This is a genomic window from Halopiger aswanensis (genome assembly GCF_003610195.1).
Classification (GTDB): Archaea; Halobacteriota; Halobacteria; order Halobacteriales; family Natrialbaceae; genus Halopiger; species Halopiger aswanensis.
This window is the reverse complement of sequence record NZ_RAPO01000001.1, coordinates 264,377-285,604: the sequence shown is the minus strand read 5'-3', so window position 1 is coordinate 285,604 and position 21,228 is coordinate 264,377. Positions and strand designations below refer to the sequence as shown.

General features: G+C 66.5%; 22 protein-coding genes. 5 read left to right on the top strand and 17 right to left on the bottom strand.

Annotated elements, in window-relative coordinates; all coding sequences use genetic code 11:
- Positions 1 to 31 precede the first annotated feature (31 nt).
- The 3 genes from ATJ93_RS01415 to thyA are packed head-to-tail and all read right to left on the bottom strand — an operon-like array spanning position 32 to position 2,448.
- Positions 32 to 886: a fructosamine kinase family protein gene (locus ATJ93_RS01415; RefSeq protein WP_120242858.1), complete on the bottom strand. Its 855-nt coding sequence runs from the start codon at positions 884 to 886 to the stop codon at positions 32 to 34.
- The gene (locus tag ATJ93_RS01410) at positions 887 to 1,435 is read right to left on the bottom strand and encodes a dihydrofolate reductase (protein WP_120242857.1); all 549 of its coding nucleotides are present in this window, start codon (positions 1,433 to 1,435) and stop codon (positions 887 to 889) included.
- Positions 1,432 to 2,448 carry a thymidylate synthase gene (thyA, locus tag ATJ93_RS01405; protein WP_120242856.1) on the bottom strand — a complete coding sequence of 339 codons (1,017 nt, stop codon included), beginning with the start codon at positions 2,446 to 2,448 and terminating at the stop codon, positions 1,432 to 1,434. The genes ATJ93_RS01410 and thyA overlap by 4 nt, the downstream gene beginning before the upstream one ends.
- A gap of 109 nt (positions 2,449 to 2,557) precedes the next feature.
- On the opposite strand from thyA, the gene ATJ93_RS01400 reads away from it, so the two are divergent.
- Together ATJ93_RS01400 and ATJ93_RS01395 are read left to right on the top strand one after the other, a co-directional pair.
- Positions 2,558 to 4,141 carry a ribonuclease H-like domain-containing protein gene (locus tag ATJ93_RS01400; RefSeq protein ID WP_120242855.1) on the top strand — a complete coding sequence of 528 codons (1,584 nt, stop codon included), beginning with the start codon at positions 2,558 to 2,560 and terminating at the stop codon, positions 4,139 to 4,141.
- Positions 4,142 to 6,844 carry a DEAD/DEAH box helicase gene (locus ATJ93_RS01395; RefSeq protein ID WP_120242854.1) on the top strand — a complete coding sequence of 901 codons (2,703 nt, stop codon included), beginning with the start codon at positions 4,142 to 4,144 and terminating at the stop codon, positions 6,842 to 6,844.
- Positions 6,845 to 6,860: 16 nt separating this feature from the next.
- On the opposite strand, the gene ATJ93_RS01390 is transcribed toward ATJ93_RS01395, so the two are convergent.
- The 4 genes from ATJ93_RS01390 to ATJ93_RS01375 form a co-directional block, all read right to left on the bottom strand.
- Positions 6,861 to 7,172 carry a hypothetical protein gene (locus ATJ93_RS01390; protein WP_120242853.1) on the bottom strand — a complete coding sequence of 104 codons (312 nt, stop codon included), beginning with the start codon at positions 7,170 to 7,172 and terminating at the stop codon, positions 6,861 to 6,863.
- Between the two features lie 50 nt (positions 7,173 to 7,222).
- On the bottom strand, positions 7,223 to 8,227 hold the full coding sequence (locus ATJ93_RS01385) for a CPBP family intramembrane glutamic endopeptidase (protein WP_120242852.1): 1,005 nt from the start codon (positions 8,225 to 8,227) through the stop codon (positions 7,223 to 7,225).
- 122 nt (positions 8,228 to 8,349) lie between these two features.
- Positions 8,350 to 8,688, bottom strand: a complete 339-nt coding sequence (locus ATJ93_RS01380) for a DUF7521 family protein (protein WP_120242851.1) — start codon at positions 8,686 to 8,688, stop codon at positions 8,350 to 8,352.
- A 2-nt stretch (positions 8,689 to 8,690) separates the two neighbouring features.
- Positions 8,691 to 9,032, bottom strand: coding sequence for a winged helix-turn-helix domain-containing protein (locus ATJ93_RS01375; RefSeq protein ID WP_120242850.1), 342 nt, complete (start codon positions 9,030 to 9,032; stop codon positions 8,691 to 8,693).
- A 192-nt stretch (positions 9,033 to 9,224) separates the two neighbouring features.
- On the opposite strand from ATJ93_RS01375, the gene purD reads away from it, so the two are divergent.
- On the top strand, positions 9,225 to 10,517 hold the full coding sequence (purD, locus tag ATJ93_RS01370) for a phosphoribosylamine--glycine ligase (protein WP_120242849.1): 1,293 nt from the start codon (positions 9,225 to 9,227) through the stop codon (positions 10,515 to 10,517).
- A gap of 59 nt (positions 10,518 to 10,576) precedes the next feature.
- Here the strand turns inward: purD and ATJ93_RS01365 are convergent, their stop codons facing one another.
- The 7 genes from ATJ93_RS01365 to ATJ93_RS01340 all read right to left on the bottom strand — a co-directional run bounded on the left by ATJ93_RS01365 (position 10,577) and on the right by ATJ93_RS01340 (position 15,850).
- Entirely contained in the window at positions 10,577 to 10,933 is a 357-nt protein-coding gene (locus ATJ93_RS01365; RefSeq protein WP_120242848.1) for a hypothetical protein, read from the bottom strand.
- Positions 10,934 to 11,014: 81 nt separating this feature from the next.
- Positions 11,015 to 12,379, bottom strand: coding sequence for an aminotransferase class III-fold pyridoxal phosphate-dependent enzyme (locus ATJ93_RS01360; RefSeq protein ID WP_120242847.1), 1,365 nt, complete (start codon positions 12,377 to 12,379; stop codon positions 11,015 to 11,017).
- Between the two features lie 49 nt (positions 12,380 to 12,428).
- The gene (locus ATJ93_RS01355; protein WP_120242846.1) at positions 12,429 to 13,721 is read right to left on the bottom strand and encodes an MgtC/SapB family protein; all 1,293 of its coding nucleotides are present in this window, start codon (positions 13,719 to 13,721) and stop codon (positions 12,429 to 12,431) included.
- 98 nt (positions 13,722 to 13,819) lie between these two features.
- Complete coding sequence (locus ATJ93_RS01350) at positions 13,820 to 14,080, bottom strand: hypothetical protein (protein WP_120242845.1); 261 nt, start codon at positions 14,078 to 14,080, stop codon at positions 13,820 to 13,822.
- A gap of 9 nt (positions 14,081 to 14,089) precedes the next feature.
- On the bottom strand, positions 14,090 to 14,365 hold the full coding sequence (locus ATJ93_RS01345; RefSeq protein WP_120242844.1) for a PadR family transcriptional regulator: 276 nt from the start codon (positions 14,363 to 14,365) through the stop codon (positions 14,090 to 14,092).
- Between the two features lie 445 nt (positions 14,366 to 14,810).
- Positions 14,811 to 14,957, bottom strand: coding sequence for a hypothetical protein (locus tag ATJ93_RS23425; RefSeq protein WP_013880625.1), 147 nt, complete (start codon positions 14,955 to 14,957; stop codon positions 14,811 to 14,813).
- A 149-nt stretch (positions 14,958 to 15,106) separates the two neighbouring features.
- On the bottom strand, positions 15,107 to 15,850 hold the full coding sequence (locus ATJ93_RS01340) for a hypothetical protein (protein WP_120242843.1): 744 nt from the start codon (positions 15,848 to 15,850) through the stop codon (positions 15,107 to 15,109).
- A gap of 245 nt (positions 15,851 to 16,095) precedes the next feature.
- On the opposite strand from ATJ93_RS01340, the gene ATJ93_RS01335 reads away from it, so the two are divergent.
- Positions 16,096 to 16,827, top strand: coding sequence for a DUF7117 family protein (locus ATJ93_RS01335; protein ID WP_120242842.1), 732 nt, complete (start codon positions 16,096 to 16,098; stop codon positions 16,825 to 16,827).
- 89 nt (positions 16,828 to 16,916) lie between these two features.
- Here the strand turns inward: ATJ93_RS01335 and folD are convergent, their stop codons facing one another.
- Both folD and ATJ93_RS01325 read right to left on the bottom strand, forming a co-directional pair.
- Positions 16,917 to 17,840, bottom strand: a complete 924-nt coding sequence (gene folD, locus ATJ93_RS01330; RefSeq protein WP_120243882.1) for a bifunctional methylenetetrahydrofolate dehydrogenase/methenyltetrahydrofolate cyclohydrolase FolD — start codon at positions 17,838 to 17,840, stop codon at positions 16,917 to 16,919.
- A gap of 194 nt (positions 17,841 to 18,034) precedes the next feature.
- Positions 18,035 to 18,982 (bottom strand): hypothetical protein, encoded by a 948-nt coding sequence (locus ATJ93_RS01325; protein ID WP_120242841.1) that lies wholly within the window; start codon positions 18,980 to 18,982, stop codon positions 18,035 to 18,037.
- 153 nt (positions 18,983 to 19,135) lie between these two features.
- On the opposite strand from ATJ93_RS01325, the gene ATJ93_RS01320 reads away from it, so the two are divergent.
- Positions 19,136 to 19,831 (top strand): methyltransferase domain-containing protein, encoded by a 696-nt coding sequence (locus tag ATJ93_RS01320; RefSeq protein WP_120242840.1) that lies wholly within the window; start codon positions 19,136 to 19,138, stop codon positions 19,829 to 19,831.
- A 52-nt stretch (positions 19,832 to 19,883) separates the two neighbouring features.
- Here ATJ93_RS01320 and glyA read toward each other — a convergent pair whose 3' ends face one another.
- On the bottom strand, positions 19,884 to 21,131 hold the full coding sequence (gene glyA / locus ATJ93_RS01315) for a serine hydroxymethyltransferase (RefSeq protein ID WP_120242839.1): 1,248 nt from the start codon (positions 21,129 to 21,131) through the stop codon (positions 19,884 to 19,886).
- Positions 21,132 to 21,228 lie beyond the last annotated feature (97 nt).

The following is a 21,228-nucleotide window of genomic DNA, read 5'->3' as shown; positions in this document are numbered from 1 at the left end:
GGACACACGGGTGCAGTCCGAGCCGGTCGACTCAGTAGCCGAGTCGATCCAGCGTCGCCTCGAGTTGCCCGACGTACCGACCGCCGAAGAGGTGGCCGTGGACGAGCAGCGGATAGAGCCGGTAGACGTACCGCCGCCGATCGAAAAAGCCGGACTCGAGCGGACGGTGTTCCCGATACCGGTCGACGAACGCGTCGCCGAACGTCTCGGTCCAATCGATAAACGCGAGTTCGATCTCGGGGTGGGCGTAGTAGGTCGCCGGATCGAGAAACGCCGTCACCCCGCCGTCGCGCGAGAGGACGTTCGTCGTCCAGACGTCGCCGTGGATCAGCGCGGGTGCGTCGGGTTCGACGAGCAGCGACTCGAGGTCGGCCGCGACCGCGTCGATGCGCTCGTCCAGCGCCGCCGGGAGCGATCCGCCCTCGAGCGCGAGGGCCGCGACGTGCTCGAGGCGATGCTCGCGGTAGAAGTCGATCCACGAGTCGGTCCACGGATTCGGCTGGCGGACGGGGCCCGTGAGGGTATCGCGCTCGAACCCGAACGCGTCGGCGGTGTGTTCGTGCAGGGCTGCGAGGTGATCCGCCGCGTCGCGGGCGACTTCGGGGTCGTGGTCGGTCGTTCCCTCGACGTACTCGAGGACGAGCAGGTCGTCGGCGGCGTAGTGTACCTCGGGGACGGGCAACTCGCTTTCGCGGGCGAGCCGCCGGAGCATGAACGCCTCGACCTCGAGCGGCGTGTCGCCGACCTTCGCGACGACGGGCGGGCCGTCCGCACGGTCGATCCGGTACGCGGACCCGATCTGTCCGCCCTGTAGTTCGACGGCGTTCGTGGGTTGCACCTCGAGCGCGTTTGCGACGGCGTCGGCGATCGAGTCGGCTGTCGTCATCTACTCCCGAACGTACTCGACGAACGCGAAGCCGTCGCGCTCGTCGCGCTCGATTGCGGTCCACGCCTCGCGATCCCAGTCGGGGAATCGGGTGTCGCCCTCCGGATCGTCGTGAACCTCGGTGACGATCAGCCGATCGAGCGCGGGCAGGAACTGCTCGTATACCGTCGCGCCCCCGGCGACGAAGATTCGGTCCGCGCCGTCGTGACGCTCTCTCGCCGCCGCCGCGGCCGCCTCGACGGCTTCCGCGAGATCGGTCGCGACGACGGCGTTCTCGGGCGTCTCGAGGTCCCGACTCGTCAGCACGACGGTCGTCCGTCCCGGGAGGGGTTCGCCCAGCGCCTCGAGGATGCCCTCGTAGGTGATCCGCCCCATGATGACGGGGCGGTCCATCGTGGTCTCCTTGAAGTGCTGTAGATCCGCGGGGATGTGCCAGGGCATGTCGCCGTCCTTCCCGATGACGCCGTTGTCGGCGACGGCGACGATGCCGACGAGCTCGCGGTCGAGGTCGAGGTCGATCGGAACGACGTCGGCTTCGTCCTCGCTCATTCGGCGACTCCGAACTTGATCCCCTCGTGGGACTCGTAGTCGTTGAGTTCGACGTCCTCGGCGGTTAGCTCGTCGATCGAGACGTCCGCTACCTCGAGCGTCGGCCGCTCGAGCGGTTCCCGCGACAGCTGCTCGAGCAGGCCGGGGACGTGATCCATGCGTTCGTTCCCCTCGGCTTCGGGCGGCGCCTCGGACTCGAGCCACTCCTTGACCGCGCGGTAGTCCTCGCGGTCGTCGACGTCGGCCAGCCGGGACTGGAGGTCTGCGAGGTTGTCGGCGTACCACTCGCCGCGCTCGCCCTTGCCGCAGTAGACGTGGGCGTCGACGACCGTATGGGCGAAGGTGCCGGGTTCGAAGCCGGTCTGCTGGGCGACGACCTTCGTCAGCAGCGCGTACGCGGCGATGTTGAACGGAACCCCGAGCGCGATGTCGCCCGAGCGCTGGGTCAGGTGGCAGTTCAGCCGGTCGCCCTGGACGTTGAAGACGAAGGAGTAGTGACAGGGCGGCAGCGTCGAGACGGCCGCGTTCGCGGGGTGCCAGGCGTTGACCACGAGCCGGCGCGAGTTGGGCGAATCCGAGAGCGTGTCGATCACGTACTGGAGCTGGTCGAACGTGCGGCGGCCGTCGTCCTCCGCAGTGACCCAGCGGTTCGTCTCGTCCGGCCAGGACTCGCCCTCGAGTTGCGCCTCGCTTTCGGGAATCGGATAGCGACGCCAGAAGCGCCCGTAGGCGGTATCGAGGCGTCCCTCCTCGTCGGCCCAGGCGTCCCAGATCTTAGTCTCCTCGCGGAGGTTGCGGATGTGCTCCTCGCCGGAGAGGTACCAGCAGACCTCGTGGAGCATCGAGTTCCACCGGTAGCCGTCCATCTTCTTGGTGGTCAGGAGCGGGTACCCCTCCTGGAGGTCGACCTCGTAGTGCTCGCTGAACGACGAAATCGTGTCGACGCCGGTCCGGTTGGGTTTGTAGGTCCCCTCCGAGAGCGCCGCGTCGACGAGATCGAGGTACTGTTGCATTATCGCCTCATTTGGAGTGCCCGTACATAGTGGGTTCGGACTGATCGAACCGACCACTTTCACCGCGCTGTCCAAACCCTCTTTGTCCCCCCGCGCCTCCCGACGACTAATGACCGCTCGAGCCGGCGCTCGCCTGCTCGCCCTCCCGCCGTCGGCGATCGTCGACCGGCCCGCCGCGACCCTCGCGGACGTCGATCGGACCCTCGAGCCCGACGCCGTCTGGGTGCTCGGCCCGTCCCGCGAGCCGCAGGCGTTCGCCGCGGCGCGACGGGCGTTCGACGCACCCGTCTTCCACCCGCCGCTCGAGACCGGCGACGGGGCCGTCCACCGGCGAGAGGTCGACGACCGCGACGTCGCCGTCGTACAGAGCGTACGAGCGATGCGGGCGTCTCCGGACGACATCTCGAGCGCGCTCGAGTCAGCAGACGACGGTACCGCGCTCGTCTGCGACAACGTCGCGACTTCGACGCGACCGACGGCCCTCGAGACGACCCTCGAGGGCGCCGACGCCCTCGCTGCGGCGCTGCCGACCGGCCGCGTGACGACCGTCCTGACGGGCGGCGAACCGGCCGGCTACGACGAACTGTGGAACCTCGAGGTCGACGGGACAGTTCGAAGCGTCGATCACGATCCTGCGATCAACTGCGAGCCCGCTGGCGATGACTGCGTCTCTGTCCGCGTGCAGGGAGTCGGGGACACCGAGGGTTACGGAGGCGAGCAGTCGGTCGCGCTCCTCGAGTTCACCGCCGACGGGATCGGCGTCGACACCTACGACGTCACCGACTTCGGCCTCGAATCGGTGTCCGGGATCGGTCCGAAGACCGCCGGACGCCTCGCCGAGCGCGGCGTGACGACTCGCGCCGAGTTGCTCGAGACGCCGGTCGAGACGCTCGCCGAACTCCCGAACGTCGGGTGGGACCGCGCTCGGCGGATGCACCACCACGCGACGGTCCTCGAGACGGGCGAGCCGCGGCGAGTAACGGATGAGTCGCTGCCGGGCGAGAACTGGTCGACGCCGCCGCTGTGTGTAGACATCGAGACCGACGGGCTCTCGCCGACGATCATCTGGCAGATCGGCGTCTACGACCCCGCCGCGGATACGTACCAGGCGTTCGTCGAACGGGACGATCCGAACGATCCAGCGTCGGTGCTCGAGGCCTTCTGCGACTGGCTGCTGGGCGTCCACCCCAACAGGGCCCTGCTGACCTGGAACGGGTGGCACTTCGACTACCGCCACCTGGACGCGTTCGTGGCGAAACACGTCCCCTACTACGCCGAGGAGTGGGACTCGATCCCCAAACTGGACCTCTACCTGTGGGCCGTCCGCAACGAGAACGCGATTCTGCCCGGCCGGACGAACAAACTCGAGTCGGTCGCCGGCGCACTCGGCTACGAGGACGCGGGGACGGGCCTCGACGGCGCGCAGACCGCGGCGGCCTACCAGCGGTTCATGCGGACCGGCGAGCCGCTCGAGTGGGACCGCCACGAGGCCTACTGCGAAGACGATTGTCGAGCACTGTGGCACGTCTACGAGCGGCTTCAGGACGCGCCGCGGGTTTCGGATTCCGGTGCGACGACAGGCTCAAATTCGGGGACTGCGGAGGCATCGTCTTCAGAATCGATCTCGACGCAAAGCGACACCAGCGAAACGAGCACAGCCGACAGCGAACAGACCGGACTGGGTGATTTCTAGATGAGCGACCGAGCGGGCGAAACCAACGACAGCACAGGAATTCCGATCACCGGCGACGAACTGACGAACACCTTCCCCGGTTACCGGTCGGACGACGACGTTTCGGTCCTCGAGTTACCCGGCCGAGACGCCCAGACGGTTCCGAACGAGGAGATCCTCCGGCCGGAACTCGCGGAGCCGCTCGCAAACGACCTCTACGCCCATCAGGCCGAGGCTCTCGAGGCGCTGGCGCGCGAGGAGAACGTCTGCGTCGCGACGAGCACCTCCTCGGGGAAGACCCGCATCTACGCGCTCCAGATCGCGCGGAACTATCTCGAGGCGCGGGCTCGCGGCGAGGACTCCACCGCCTACGTCCTCTACCCGACGAAGGCGCTCTCGCGGGACCAGGAGCGTGAGTTGAACGACCTCTTCGACGATCTTGGGCTCGAGATCTCGGTCCGGGTCTACGACGGCGACACGGAACGCGGACAGACCCGCCGACAGATCCGCGAGGAGGCCGACGTCATCATCTCGAACTTCGCGGGTGTGAATACGTATCTGCACGACCACGACCGCTGGGCGCGCTTCCTGTCGGCCTGCGACCTCGTCGTGATCGACGAGTCCCACACCTACACCGGCGTCCACGGGATGCACGTCGCCTGGATCGTTCGGCGGTTGAAACGGGTCCTCGAGTACTACGCGGCAGATCCGCAGTTCGTACTCACGAGCGCGACGATCGGCAACCCGGGCGAGCACTCCGAGGCCTTGATCGACGAACCCGTGGCCGTCGTCGACGAGGACGGCTCGCCGACGGGACCGCGGGATCTGGTGCTGTGGAACCCGCCGCCACGGGCGCGAGAGGATACGGAGGACGAGCGGGACGAGTGGAACGAACAAGACAGTAATGAGACAACACAGAGCGACGGCGGCGAGGACGCGGTCGTCGAGCGCGTCCCCGCCACCGTCGAGGCCCCGCGGCTACTCTCGCATCTCACCTACCACGACGCCCAGACGCTGCTGTTCTCGCCCTCGAGGAAGCTCGCGGAACTCTCGGTCAAGCGGGCGTCGAAGCACCGCCACGACAACCGCCGCTACTACGCGAATCCCGACCGCGGCAGCGCCATCGAACCCTACCACGCCGGCCACTCGCGGAAGAAGCGCCACGGGACCGAACACCAGCTCAAGACCGGCGTGTTGGACGGGGTCGCCTCGACGAACGCCCTCGAGCTGGGGATCAACATCGGCGAGATGGACGCCACCGTTCAGCTGGGGTATCCCGGCCAACGTCAGTCGTTCTGGCAGCAGATCGGCCGCGCGGGACGGGGTACGAAGCGGGCCCTCTCCGTACTCGTCGCTGAACACCGCACGCTGGACCAGTACGTCGTGACCAACCCCGACTACCTGCTCGAGAACGACGTCGAGGACGCGGTCGTCGACGCGGACAACGACGCCGTCTTCGCCCAGCACCTGCGCTGTGCGGCCGACGAACTCGCGATCGACGAGTCGGATATCGGTCGGCTCGCCGAGCGCGAACGCCTCGAGCGGGCGCTCGAGATGTGGCGCCGCGCCGGGCAGTTGCAGGGGAGCCTCGAAACCGGCGTTTCCTACGTCGGCTCGCCCCGGCCCCAGCAGTCCATTTCGCTGTACGCGACGACCGGCGAGGAGTACGAGGTCGAACTAGCCGACGGCGTCGACGAGGGGTACGACCCGCAGATGGAGCCGCTGGCGGAGGAGCGCGTCCTGCGGGACTTCCACGAGGGCGCGGTCCGCCTCCATCAGGGCCAGCAGTACGAGGTCGTCGACGTCGAGCACGACGCGCCCCGGCCCTCGGTGACGGTGCGGCCGACGGACGTCGACTACTACACGCGAACGCGGACCGACGTGACGGTGCTGGACGCGGTCTCGGAGGAATCGCGCGAGATCGGCGACTTCACCCTGCACTTCGGCCGCGGCCGGGTACTGGTCTACCACGGCACCTACGACAAGGTCGCCGTCCACGGCGGGAAGAAGAAAGAGCAGGCCATCCCCACCGACAATCCGCCGCTGTCGATGGAAACGCAACTCTGCTGGCTCGAGGTACCCCAGTACGTCGAGGACGCCCTCGTGGAGAAGTACCGCGAGTTCGAGGTCCCCGAGATGGACGGCGACCTCGCGCAAACGGCCCACCTCGGCTACGCGGGCGGGCTCCACGCCGCCGAGCACGCGACGATCGGCGTCGCCCCGCTCGAGTTGATGGTCGACAAGCGAGATCTGGGCGGCCTGGCGACGCTGACGATCGACTCGCACCTCGATCAGTCGCCGAGCGAGACGGACGGATTCGGGACGGCAGCCCCGGACGGCGACGCACCGCAGAACATCGCCGCCGCGGAAGCCACCGTCAGAGAGATCGCGCAGGGCCTCGAGCGCGAGCCGGCCAGCGGGTGGTTCATCTACGACGGGATCGACGGCGGCCTCGGGTTCGCACGGGCGATCTACGAGAACTTCGAGGCCGTCGCCCGGCGGGCCCGCGAGCACATCTCCGACTGCGACTGCGGGCGCGTTGACGGCTGTCCCGCCTGCGTGATGGACGAGCAGTGCGGGAACGACAACCAGCCGCTGCACCGAGACGCAGCCGTCGACGTGCTGGATCAGTTGCTGGGCGATGCCGACGAGGACGCGCTCGAGGCCCACCTCCCCGACGAGGAGTACGGCGGCGAGCGGCGGCCGCCGCTGTTCTACGCGTAATTCTGGTTCGGCAGCGTTACAGCCAGAAGTATCCGGACGAGTTCCGCAGCGTCCGGATCTCGTACAGCCCGCGGCAGAACAGTACCAGCCATCCGAGCAGCAACGCGGCCGCGAGACCGACGCTGAGGAGGCGAGGCACCGGAACGAGCGTTCCCTCGTAGAGGGCGAGCACGAGATGGAATCCAGCCCAGCAACAAAACGCCGGAACGATGTATCGCCGGCTCCGGTTCGTCTCGATAACTCTCGAGAGGACTGCGAGCAGGAGCAGACCGAATACCGGGATGGCGAGTGCGACGACGTTCGAAACCCCGCCGAACCACTCGAGCATTGAGGATAACTGGTAGGGACGGTATCGTGATTCTTCTGATGACTCGAGCGTCACCGCTCCGAGTCAGCAGCGGTGGCGAGCACTCGATCGGCGATCGAAACCTCGCCGTCGGTCGCGTACACCCAGAGGCAGATCAGTGCAACTCCGAGGAGTAATCTGACGGCCCAGAGTTCGATACCCGTGAGGAACGACGGGTCGCCGGTCAGTTCGGCGACGACGACCGACGGCAGCGTCAGTTCCGGATCAGTCGAGAGGGGTTGCTGGCGGATGCTGAGGTCGGCGAGGCCGCCGAAGTGCACGCCGATCGGGAGCGCCAACCGGCCCGTCAGGACGTACGCCGTCGCGAACAGGATACCGCCGATAGCGCTCGTGACGACGGCCATAGGGCCGCCGCCGAGTAGATGCAGCGCGCCGAAGACGGGAAGGCTGACGACGACCGCACCGACGACGGCGACCGTCGCGTTCGACGCTCCGGAGCGAAACCCTTCGACCGCGTTCCCGATCACGATCGCCCGAAAAACGATCTCCTCGAACGCATTGTTGGCGAGCAAAAAGAGCAGCAACACCAGGACGACGAGTCCGCCCAACGGCGGGGAGTCGACGCCGACGCCCGTCACCGACGGACTGAGAGCGACGTCCCCTCGAGCGGCCAGGTAGCCGATCGCTCCCGCGGCGGCGACGACGCCGATGAGGATACCGGCTGCGAAATCTCGGAGCCATCGGCCCGACACGTCGAGCCCGTAACTCGAGAGGGGGCGTCGATCGAGTCGCGACGCGACGAGTAGGCCGGCGACGCCCGCGAGGGCGATCACCGCCGACAGCGCGACGAACAGTACCGCGGTTGCGACCACCCGCGACGTTCCGTCAGCGATCGGCTCGAGGAGACCGGCCGCAAAGCGGTTGACCAGCGACTGACCGGCGGCGTAGATCGCGACGGCGACGAGGAGCGGGACGAGCACCCGCCAGAGAGCACGCAACCGTGCGCCGCTCGAATCGTACAGCAGTCTCTCGCCGATCGACCGATCGGGTGAGTCGTCGATCGTTGATTCGGCCATGGATCCGACTACCGGATCGGGGATCAAATACCGTCTATCGCGGCTTCAGAAACAGAACCCGCGCCCGCCGAGACCACCCGTGGCCGCGGGTTCGCGAGCGGGGCGGCGACCGAGCACGCGGGTCAATCGTCGGGACGCCCCCGACTATCGCCCGCTCGTGATCGACCGGGATCCATCGTAATCGCGCGGAGGATACAGAGGAACGCGAAGACGTTCGTCACCTGGTACACGGTTACCGTCTCGAACTCGGAGACCGCGACGACCCTCGTGACGACCGTCATCGCGAGTTCGGGGACGATTATCGCGGCGAATCCGATCGCGAGGAACAGCATGGGGCGGCTCCGGTTCCGCCGATAGCCCCGAAACGCGACGCCGACGATGGCGAGGCCGAGAACGGTCAACACGAGAAACAGACTTCCCTGGACGATCGCTTCGAGCGATAGGTCGGTGGTCGGAATCATTGTTACATCTCCTCGATGAGTCTGGTGAATCGGTCAGCGGGCGTGTCGTTGCGTTCGACGGTCAACTCGAACCCCTCCTCGGTGAGATCAACCGTCAGGCGCCGGACGTTCGTCCGATACACCTTGTAGTGATTGCCGTCGCGCTCGGGCACCGTCGACGCCGAGACGAGGTCGTGTTCGCGAAGCGTCTCGAGCCGTCGATAGATCGTCACCGTCGAGACGTCGCAGCGGTCGGCGAGCGCGCTCGCCGAGAGCGCTTCCGTGCGGGCGTGAACGAGGATAGACCGGGCCACGTCGTCTTCCAGAACGCCCCCGATAGTTTCGACGTCGCAGTCCTCGCCCATGGCAGACAGTCCGTTTCGGGCGCCGTAAGGTAAACCCCGCAGCTTCAGCATCTGAAGTCGCGAGCGCGGCGGTTCGAGCGGGACGGCGCGTCGAGGCGTAACGCGCACCGACGACTCGGATAGTCGCGATCGTGCATACTTTTGCTCGAGAAAAGAGCAACGCTTACAGGTTCGTGCGTTCCGCTAGCGACCATGCGAGAGAACGTGCTCCTGATCGGCGGCGGCGGGCGCGAACACGCTATCGCCCGCGCACTCGAGGATAGCGAGGCCGACCTCTACGCCTGCGCCAGCAACCGCAACCCCGGTATCGCCGCGGTCGCGACCGACTTCGAGACGCTCGAGACGACCAACCCCAAGGCAGTCGTCGAGTACGCGGAAGATGTCGATGCGACGATCGCCGTCATCGGCCCCGAATCGCCCCTCGAGGCCGGCGTCGCGGACGAACTCGAGGCCGCCGGCGTCTACGCCTTCGGGCCGAAGGAAGAAGACGCCCGCATCGAGACGGACAAGGCGTTCCAGCGGCGGTTCATGCAGGAAAACGACATTCCGGGCTGTCCGGACTTCGAGACCTTCGACGACATGGAGGCCGCCTGCGACTTCATCGACGAGTACGACGGCGATCTCGCGATCAAGCCCGCCGGCCTCACGGGCGGGAAGGGCGTGAAAGTCATCGGCGATCAGGTGACCGCCGAGGAGGGCAAGGCGTACATCCGCGAGTCCGATTACGACCGAATCGTCCTCGAGGAGCGACTGATCGGCGAGGAGTTCACCGTCCAGGCGTTCGTCGCCAACGGCGAGTTCCGCACCGCGCCGGCGGTGCAGGACCACAAGCGCGCCTACGAGGGCGACGAAGGCCCGAACACCGGGGGGATGGGCAGCTACTCCGACGCGACGACGCACCTGCCCTTTATGACCGAGGACGACTACGACGAGGCCGTCTCGATCATCGAGGCGACCGTCGACGCCCTCGAGGACTACCGCGGGATCCTCTACGGCCAGTTCATGCTGACCCGCGACGGCCCGAAAGTCGTCGAGTTCAACGCCCGCTTCGGCGACCCCGAGGCGATGAACACGCTGCCCGTCCTCGAGACCGACTTCCTCGACGTGCTGACGGCTGCTCGAGACGGCGAGTCGCTGCCGAAACTCGACTTTGCCGAGCAGGCGACGGTCTGCAAGTACGCCGTCCCCGAGGGCTACCCGACGGATCCCGAGGCGGGAGCGAAGGTCACGGTGGACGAGGAGAGCGCCGGCGACGCGCTGCTGTACTACGCCAGCGTCGACGAGCGCGACGACGGCATCTACACGACCACCTCTCGTGCCTTCGCCGTCGTCGGCCTCGCCGATTCGATTACCGAGGCCGAAGAAATCGCCGAGGACGCCCTCGCGGTCGCCGGGGACGAGGGACTGCACATGCGCCACGACATCGGCAAGCCCGACCTCGTCCAGCGACGGATCGACCACATGAACGACCTCCGCGGCGAGTAAGAGCGGACGGCCGCGGGGCGCTCACGTAGCGCCTACGCGCACACCGGAAAACAGCGATTCTACGCCTGCCCTTCGTTGCCTTCGTCGGTGAACTCCTCGGTTTCCTCGGAGACCGACGACTGGACGTCGCCCGTGTCGACGGGCGTATTCAGTTCGTCCTGGTTGATCGCGTCGTCGAGCGTCTGCGTGTCGGTCACCGCCTGCAGCCCGTCCTCTTCGACCGCCGACTTGATCGACTCGGCGTCGATGGCCGAATCGAGCGTCGCGTCGTTGGCGTTCGTCTGGGATTTCAGCGCGCGGCGGACGGCCACGTAACCGACCAGCACGAGCCCGCCCGAGGCGATCGCGCCCGGAATCCCGTAGCGTTTGTACCCGAACTTGACCGCTTTCTTCCCGACGGTAAAGGCGCCAATCATTGTACTCAGTCTTGTCCCGGACGCGAGAAGAGGCTGGGGCTTTCGTACGACGATGCGGGTGTGTCGTCCTCGAGACGGTCGCTATCGGTCGAACTCCGGTGCCACGTCTGCAGCTGCCTCCCGGAGCAACCGCAGACCGAGGTCGATTTCGCGCTCGGTGACGTCGAGCGGCGGGAGCAGCCGCAGGGTCTTGTGCCCGCAGCCCAGCGTCAGGAAGCCGCGCTCGAAGGCCGCCTCGAGAACCGCATCGCGGCGCTCCTTAGTATCGAACTCGACGGCGAGCATGAGGCCGCGGCCCCGGACGTCGACGGCGCCGGGGAGGTCGCCGTCGTCGATGGCATCCTCGAGTCCCGCACGTAGTTGCTGGCCCCGTTCGCGGACGTTCGCGAGCAGGTTCTGCTCGTGGATAATGTCCATCGTCAGCGCGCCCTGCATCGAGGCGATGACGTCGCCCGCGCCCCACGTCGAGGAGAGGCGGCTCTTCTGCTCGGGGAAGACGTCGGAGCGAGAGATCGTCGCGCCGACCCGCAGCCCCTTCCCCGCGGTGATGACGTCCGGCGTGAGATCGAGGTGGTCGACGGCCCAGAGTTCGCCGGTCCGGCCGACGCCGGACTGGATCTCGTCGACGACGACGGTGAGGTCGTAGCGGTCGCGCAGGGCCTCGAGATCCCGCGCGAACTCGTCGTGGGCGACCCGGTAGCCGCCCTCGCCCTGGATCGGCTCGAGGATGAGGAAGGCGACCTCGTCGGGGTCGATCACGCCCTGATCGGGGTGGAGCTTGTCGGCGACGACGTTGCCGCCGGGACCGTCGGTGAGCCAGCGGGTCTCGTAGGCTTCGTCGCTCGCTGGGTAGGGAACGCTGACTACGCCCGGGACCTCGGGGTAGCCGCGACGGTGGACCGTCTTCGAGCGGTTGAGCGAGAGCGCGCCCAGCGTCCGGCCGTGGAACGCGCCCTCGAAGGTGAACGCGCGGTGGCCGCCCGCGGCGTAGCAGATCTTGATCCCGTTCTCGACGGCTTCTGCGCCGGAGTTCGAGAGGAAGACGCGATCCATGTCGTAGTGGTCCGTCGCGGCGACGAGCCGGTCCATCAACTGTGACGGGCCGGGAAGCTTCGCCTCGGCCGGGGGCTCGCTGCCGTCGGTGCTCACGTAGAAGTCCTGGCCGGCGATCTTCAGCGGATCGACGAGGTCGAACGCCTCGAGTTTCTCGCGGAGGGCCGGGTTGTTGTATCCGAGCGGCGCGGCGGCGACGTGACTCGTGAAATCCAGCAGGACGTTGCCGTCGACGTCGGTACAGAAGGGGCCGATCGCCTCGCGGCTCGTATCCCAGACGAACTCGTAGACGTAGGTGCTCGGCGCGGCGAACTCGTGGTGGTAGTCGACCCACTGCTGCGCTCGCTGGCCGGGGAGCGCCTCGACCTGCGGTTCGACCGTCTCTCTGTCCATACCGTCCGTTTCGCGGAGGGCGAAGTAAAGGGATGCGACTGCCTTCCGGTTAGACGATGAAGACGAGCGACGCCAGCGAGCCGCCGAGCAACAGCGCGGCGCTGTAGATCGCGACCTGATTGCGGAATCCGTCGTTCGACGACGTCGCCGCCAGCATCGCCTTCACGAGGATGCTCGAGACCGTCGCGAGCAGGATAGCGATCGTCGCCTCGGCGGCTGCGAGTTGGCCCCCTCGGTAGAGGACGACCGCCGACGTGGTCGCGCCGGCGCTCGAGACGAAGCCGCTGGCGACGGCCGTCGCGTAGAAGCCGAGTGTGCCGAACGAACTCTCGGCCACCGACCCGAACACGAGCACGACGAGGAAGACCGCGCCGAACGCGAGGGCGTTCTTGAGGGAAAAGGGGCTCTCGAGGTCCATCTCGCTGGACTCGCCCCAGTCGGCGGTCAGGCCGGCGATAGCGAACGCGACGACGATGACGGCGCCGAGCGGGACGACCGCCTCGACGAGTACAGGACTTCCCCCGCCGATCGTGAACCCGACGGCGATCGCGAGATTGCGCGCGGCCATCGCGGCGTTCGCGAGTAGAATAGCGGCGACGGCGTAGGAGGCGGCGTCGGGCCGCTGGCGGACGTGATCGAGCATCGTCCCGACGACGGCCGTCGACGACGCGAGGCCGCCGAAGAAGCCGGTAACGGCGATGCCGCGGTCGCCGTAGGTCGAGACGATCGCGTAGTTGGCGATCCCGATCCCCGCGACCGCGACGACCATGAGCCAGATGACCGTCGGCTCGAGGTCGATCGTCGTGACGCCGAGGTTGAGTTCGTAACTGGACGGCAACAGCGGATAGATAACGAACGCGAGGATGGCGAACTCGGTCGTCGACCGCATCTCCTCGCGGGAGAGGCCCCACGCGAACTCGTGGAGTTCGCGCTTGAGGACGAGCAGCAGCGACGAGAGCACGGCGACGGTCACGCCCTCGATGATGTACTGTGCGGCGACGAGCGCGCCGACGCCGTAGGCGACGAGCATCGAGACCGAGGTCGTCAACGACAGGCCCGTGTCCTCGTCCCCGAGCAGTCCCTGGACCGCCAGTAGGACGCCCTGAACGATCACGAGGAAACCGCCCAGGACGAGCAGTCCCTCCCCGACCGCGGTCTCGAGCGAGAGGATCGTAAAGACGGCGGCGAGCAGGCTGATCAGCGAGAACGTTCGGATGCCAGCGGATTTCTGGGACCACTCGCGCTCGAGGCCGAGGAACATCCCCAGTGCGCCGGCCAGCGCAATCCGCACGACCGTCTCCTCTAGCGGCGGATCGGCGAGTTGCAGCGGAACCTCGTTCACTCTCGGACATTCGCCCCGACCGTACATAAACGGCGTGCTGGCGGCGGAGCACGCGTCAGGTGGGCGAATCGATGGCACCGAACCGTTGGCGGTTCGCGCTACTCCCGCGGGTCTCGCAGCCGCGATCCATCTCGAGGGCAGTGCTCGTAGCTCTGCTCGGTCGTGCGGAAGTCGCAGTCGGGACAGTGTCGCACCGCCCGAGCGGCAGAGTCGGTACGGCGGCCGCGATCGAAGAGGAACGGAACGAACGGCAGGAACAGAAACAGCAGTACCGTCTCGAAGTAGATCCACGCAGCGACGCTGACGAGTCCGCCGAGCGCGAGGCCGGCGAGTGCGGTGAGCGTTCGCGACGAAGCCACAGCCCCGGGTTAGAGGTCGACGTACTGGGATTCCCACTCCCGACGCGCCTCGAGTTCGCGCCGGCCGCGGCGCGTGAGCGTATAGAAGTTCGTCCGGCGGTCGCGCCGTCCCTTCTCGACGAGGCCCTTGTCGACGAGCGTGTCGAGGTTCGGGTAGAGACGCCCGTGATGGATCTCCTTCTCGTAGTACTCCTCGAGTTCCTCCTTGATGGCCAGCCCGTGGGGTTCTTCCTCGCCGGCGATCACGTAGAGTAAGTCGCGCTGAAATCCTGTCAGGTCGTACATTGGGAAAGTCCGACTCGGACTTACTGTCGAATTTTAATAAGGCTATCGGGTCGTTACGAGTGAAACGGAGCAATACCGGGGGAATTCCCGGGGCGTGAGCATCGTTTCGAATGATAATCGCCATGACTGATTTCCCCGCGACGCATACATAACGTGTCGTTCATGTTTACAGTACGGTGAATTTATTTCGGTATATTTATATTGGATTGAGCGAGACAGCGGCCAGTTGAACGGTATCGATTACTGTGCAGAACGAAGCAGTCGCTCGGACGTGTAGTAAACAGGAAAGCAAATCGCGTGACGGGAAAAACGTCACGCGATCGCTTGCCGCCCTGAATTGGTCCCCGCTGACGCTTCGGCCCTCCAAGCGAAGCGTCACCTGAAAGAATTCGTCGATAGGACTTAAATGTAACGGAACTAGACGTGTCGGTGAACAGTCACGGATTCACATGTGTTCCTCCTCGAGCACCCAGCCGAGTGCGCGCTTGTAGTAGGTGAACATCTGCTCGACGCCGTCGTGGCGCATCTCGTCGCTCTCGAGGTGCTCCGTGAGAAATTCGTACTGTTCGCGGATTTCTTCCTCGTCGCGCATACAGGGGACTACCGGAGACAGCACCAAAATAGTAGGGCGCAGACCGGTTCGGTGCTCCGTCTTCGAGACGGACCACCGTCGGTTCGACGGATATCGAGTTCGAACGGAATTCCCTCGCGGTGTCTTCGGCGGTGAGCGGCCGCAGGGACTTACTCGTCGCTCTCGTTATCGTCGCTTTCGTTGTCGTCAGTCTCGTTGAGGGCGCTCTCGTTGCCGTCGGTCTCATTGCCGTCCATCTCGTCGCCAGCGCCGCCTTCGCCGAGAGTCAGCGTAAGTTCCTCGTCCTCGCCATCGATCGTGACCTCGTCCTCGGCTTCCTCGCCGTCTGATTCGGCGGTGACGGTGTAGTCACCGTCCTCGAGTTCTTCGAACTCGACTTCGCCGTTTTCGTCGGTCTCATCCTCCATGGTCTGGCCCATACCGCCCATCTCGTCGTCGGTCTCGTTGCCGTCGGTCTCGTTGCCGTCAGTTTCGTTGCCGTCGGTTTCGTTGAGGGCGCTCTCGTTGTCGTCGGTTTCGTTGTCGTCGGTGGCGTTCTCATCCGTCTCGTTGCCGTCCATCTCGTCGTCCATCATGCCACCCGCTCCGTCGCCTTCGACCGAAACGGTGGCACCTTCGACGGGCTCACCCTGGTCGTCCTCGACGGTGACCGTCAGCGTGTAGGTTTCCGTCTCGGTTTCGTTGTCCGTTTCGTTATCTTCGGTCTCGTTCTCGTCGCCGAGCCCGCTCTCGTTGTCCTCTTCGTCGGTCGTATCCATCCCGTCTTCTTCGGTTTCGTTGCCCTCTTCGCCGCCGTTTCCGCCGCCGCCGTCGGTACAGCCGGCCAGCACGAGCGCGCTAGTTGTACCTGCCGCGGCGACGAATTTGCGTCGGTTGAGTCTTTGATGGGACATATCCCCGGATAGAACGTTCCGGTTGGTTTCAGTGCGGCCTGCAACTGCCGTACGTTAATCACCTATTGAACGTCATCCGGCGTCTCGTGACGGTCAGCGACGCTATACCGTCCGTTTCCGAAAACCGTCATCAGTTCGAATACTCCGGACCGGGAGACACTCGTCGTGAGATGACGAGTCACCGGGTTGAGAGCGACCACCGGCGCTCCGGAGGGACTTTTTGGATGCCGGCCCTATTGCCGGCCATGAAGATCAGGGGCGAGCGCGAGTGCAAGGAGTGTGGGACTCGCTGGTCGTACTACGAAACCGGCAGCATCGGCTGTCCCGCCTGCGGCAGCATCCGCAGCGTCGGAATCGACGAGCGAACTGAGCACACCGACCTGCAGGTTGCCTTCGATTTGACGGCGGTCCGCAGCGACATCGATGACGTCCCGACCGACGACCTCGCGGAACGTGCACAGGAACACTGCCGGGACTACGTCCGACGCCGCGGGTTCGTCAACGCCGGCCAGCTTCGCGACCTCGACGATACCTACCTCGCCGCGACCGAACTGCTCCACGTCGCAGACATCGTCGCGCGCGAAATCCAACTCGACGACCGCGAGGAATTGTACTTTCTCTCCCTGCTTCGCGACGCCGACGACGGCCAGCGTCCGCCCGTCGAGGAGGTACCGACCACACTCCGGACGGCCCGCGGACTCGCCTACGCCAACGCCGTCCGCGAGTACCGCCGCGACGTCCGCACCTGGGTCGACGAACGCGATCGGGACCTCACCACGAGCGAGCGCACCGCCCTCGAGACGCTCGGCGAACACGTCAAACGGATCCGGATGCTCGACGGCGATATCGAGTCCCGAACCGCCGAGCAGTTGATCGACGCGACCCGCGATCTGGCCAACGGCCTCCGGGGCGACGAACTGGCGTTCGGGCGGGCGCAGGACCGACTCGAGGGTCTCGAGTTCACGGCGGTCGAGTAGCGAGCGGGCGTTGCGCGGGAGCAGAAAACAGGACCGAAGATCGGCGGAAATTGAGGAAGCAACTCGAGACGACCGCAGTCAACAGCGATTCAGGGCAGGTCGACGTCGATATCTTCCTGCAGGCTCGCGGCCTTGACCGTGTTGTAGAGCAACATTGCGCGGGTCATCGGACCGACGCCGCCGGGGACCGGCGTGATCGCGCTCGCCTTTTCCTTCGCGCTCTCGAACTCGACGTCGCCGACCAGTTCGTACCCTTTCTCGTTATCGGCGTCGACGCGGTTGACGCCCACGTCGATCACGACCGCGCCCTCGCCGATCATCGAGCCGTCGACCAGTTCCGGCACGCCGGCCGCGGCGACGACGATGTCGGCGCTGCGAGTCTTCTCGGCGAGGTCGTCCGTGCGGGAGTGACAGACCGTCACCGTCGCGTTGCCGTCTTCGGCCTTCTGGATCAGCAGGTTCGCCAGCGGTTTGCCGACGATATCGGAGCGGCCGACGATCGTCACGTCCTTGCCCTCGGTCTCGACGTCCGCGGCCTCGAGCAGTTTCTGGACGCCGTGGGGCGTGCAGGGGCGGAAGCGAGCGTCGCCAGCGACCAGCCGGCCGACGTTCTCGGGGTGGAAGCCGTCGACGTCCTTCGCGGGGTCGACTCGGCGGATGACCTCGCGGTAGTCGACGTGGTCCGGGACGGGTGCTTGGACGATGTAGCCGTGGACGTCGTCGTTCTCGTTGAGATCGGCGATTTCGTCGTACAGCGTCTCCGGCGGGGCGTCGCCGTCGACGTCGACGTGGTAGCTCTCGATGCCGACCTCCTCGCAGTCGCGCTGTTTCATGTTCACGTAGGTCTCGCTGGCGGGGTCGTCGCCCATCAGCACCGTCGCCAGCCCCGGTCGCGCGCCCGCGTCGGCGAGCGTCTCGATGGCGTCGGTCAGGTCTTCGCGAATCTGGCTCGCGACGGCGTTGCCGTCGATGATCTCGGTCTCGGTCTCGGTTTCGGTTTCGCTCTCGCTCATACTCGAGACGGCGACCGCGAGACTCATTAACCCTCGGATTCGTGCGCAGAACGGGGGTTCTACTGGCTAATAGTATGCACGAGTGTGAATATGTAATCCAAGTCACGTTGGCAAAGACCGCTCGCTCGTGCCGATTCCGACGACCGATGAATCAGCCGAATCGCGACGACTGCGAGGCGGCGACCAGAACACTCTTAGCTGCGATCCGCCGTTCCGGGCTCCGAAACCTCCCACTCGGCCGTGTCCCGTTCGTCGGTGACGACGACGGCGTACGCCTCGAGGAGATCATCGTACTCGTCGGTCCCGGCTGCCGCGACCAACTCCTCGGCTTGGCGCTCGTGGACCGCCTTCGCGACCTCGAGCGCGCCGAGATCGACGTCCACGTCGCGTTCCTCGAGGGCCGGTGCCAGCCGTTCCGTCCAGGCGTCGTCGGGAAGTAGACAGACGGCTCGGTCGTCGACTGACAGCGGCGGCTTGCCGGCGACGTGATCGCCCGCTCCGACGAGGTCGTGGGTCTCGATGGCCTCGAGGATGCCGACGACGTCGGCCTCGGGAACGTCGGTCGGCGCGTTGGCCATGACGTCGTCGAACGCGAGCGGATCGATCGGCGCGTCCATCGTCTCGGGCCGGGGCGTCGGGTCGCCGTCGCGCTCGTGCTCGATGGTCCCCTCGGCGATCGGATCGCTGTCGTCGGGCGTGTTCGGCAGCGGTTCGGCGCGGTACGGTTCCCCGTCGTCGAATCGGACCGGAACGAGGCCGATCGTCTCCGCGGCCGTGATCGCGTCGAACAGCAGGGGCTGAGAGGGGTCGTACGCCTCGAGATCGAGCCCCAACCCCTCGGGCGGCTCGGCCCGAACGAGCGGGTCCGGGACGGGCGCGACGATCTCGCCGCTTTCCTCGAGCAACTGGCGCGGGTAGGGCGCGTCGGCGACCTGCGCGTCAGGGATGGCGCTACAGACGAGCATCGGCTGGTCTTCGTACTCGTCGACGTCCCAGTCGATCTGATCGCCGGCCGCGGCGTCCATGAACTCGGTGACCGGCGTCAACTCGAGCGCCAGCTCCGAGGCCGCCGATTCGTCGGTCTTCCGGAGTTCGAGCAACCGATCGTCGTCGAGAATAGTTCCGGTCGGGCGCGTGGACATAGCGGCGGTACGACCGGTCGGGGCAAAAGCCGCGTGCCGGCGAGTGACAGGGAGCGCGAGCGTGCTCGAGCGCACCTCGGGTGTCGGCCAAGAGTGATATCTGGTACCACACCGTGTTACAGTTTTATTAAATTTGCCAGTGTGTCACAGAGTATGACGGACCCACTCGGTCGCGCCGTCCGCGACCACTACCGAGGCGAGCGATCGGAACCGCTGCTCGACCGCGATGGCAACGACGTGCGCGAGCACCGGATCGAGGAGTGGTACTTCGGCGACCACGAGTCGGGCGCATGGCGGGACCAGTGGATCGAGGGACCGGTTCTCGATATGGGCGCCGGTGCGGGACGTGACGCGCTCTACTACCAGGAGCGGTACGAGACCGTCGCGATCGAGGTCAGCGAGCGCCTCGTCGAGACGATGCGCGACCGCGGCGTCGAGGACGCCCGCCGCGGGGACATGTTCGCGCTCCGCGAGCAGTTCGACCGCGACCGGTTCCGGTCGGCGCACGCGATCGGTACGCAGATCGGGTTAGCCGGATCGATGGCGGGCGTTCGCGAGTTCCTCGTCGATCTCGCACACGTGACGACGCCCGACGCGACCGCCGTCCTCGACAACTACGCGCCCGAACTCGAGGCCACGAGCGACGCCTTCGCCTACCGCGAGGATCCGACGCCGGGGCTCGCCTACCGGGTCTACCACCTCGTCTACGAGGACGCGGTCAGTGAGACGCTGCTCTTTCGACTCTTCAGCGTCGATCGGCTCCGCGAGGCGACGATCGGCACGCCCTGGGAAGTCGTCGCGACGAACTACGGGGACGCGCAGTGGCGCGCAGCGCTCGAGAAGGCGTAAAACGAGACGGGAGATGTGAGAGCGCAGTCGGTTCGGGGGATCCGAGCGGGGGTTACTCGTACAGCGGGTTCGCTTCGCAGAGTTCCTCGACTTCCTCGCGGACCTCGGCGATGACCTCTTCGTCCTCGAGGTTGTCGATCACGCGGGCGATGAGGTCGCCGACCTTGCGGCAGTCGTCCTCGTCGAAGCCGCGGGTCGTCAGCGCCGGCGTCCCGGCGCGGATGCCGCTCGGGTCGAACGGCGAGCGCGTCTCGCCGGGGACCGTGTTCCCGTTGAGGACGATGCCGGCCTCCTCGAGCGCCTCCTCGGCGTCGCCGCCGGAGGTGTCGGGGTGGCTCTCGCGCAGGTCGACCAGCACGAGGTGGTTGTCGGTGCCGCCCGAGACCAGCGAGAAGCCGTGCTCGGACAGCGACTCGCCCAGGGCCTTCGCGTTCGCGACGGTCTGCTCGGCGTAGTCCTCGAATTCGGGCTGGAGCGCTTCCTTGAAGCCGACCGCCTTGCCGGCGATGTTGTGCATCAGCGGGCCGCCCTGGCCGCCGGGGAAGACCGCCGAGTCGATGTCGTCGGCGTACTCCTCGTCGCACATGACGATGCCGCCGCGGCCCGCGCGGATCGTCTTGTGGGTCGAGCCGGTGACGAAGTCGGCGACGCCAACTGGCGAGGGGTGGACGCCCGCCGCCACGAGGCCGGTGATGTGGGCGATGTCCGCGAGGTGGAGCGCGTCGACGTCGTCGGCGACGTCCTGAATGCGCTCCCACTCGATCTCGCGGGGGTACGCGGAGTAGCCCGAGACGATGATGTCGGGGTCGAATTCCGCGGCGTGCTCCGCGAGGCTCTCGTAGTCGATGTAGCCCGTCTCGGGGTCGACCTCGTACTGCTCGACCTCGTAGAGCTGGCCCGTGAAGTTCGCGGGGTGGCCGTGGCTCAGGTGGCCGCCGTGGTTCAGATCCAGCGACAGGATCTTATCGCCGGGCTCGAGCATCGCGAAGTAGACGGCTTGGTTGGCCTGCGTGCCGGCGTGGGGCTGAACGTTGACGTGCTCGGCGCCGAACAGCTCCGTCGCGCGCTCGATCGCGAGTTCCTCGACGTCGTCGGCGAACTCGCAGCCGCCGTAGTAGCGCTCGCCGGGGTAGCCCTCGGCGTACTTGTTCGTCAGGGCGCTCCCCTGGGCGTCGATGACGGCCTCGCTGGCGTGGTTCTCGCTGGCGATCATCTGCAGCGTCGACCGCTGGCGGTCGACCTCGTTCTCGAGCGCGTCGGCGACGTCGGGATCGACCTCCCGAACGTGGTCGTGTTCCATGTGCGTTGTGCGAACTGGGGACGGCATAAGTGTACCTTTTCGCCCGATTCGAGCCGTCGGGACGGTCCCCGGGAACCCGAGGGTCCGAGTGTGGGCA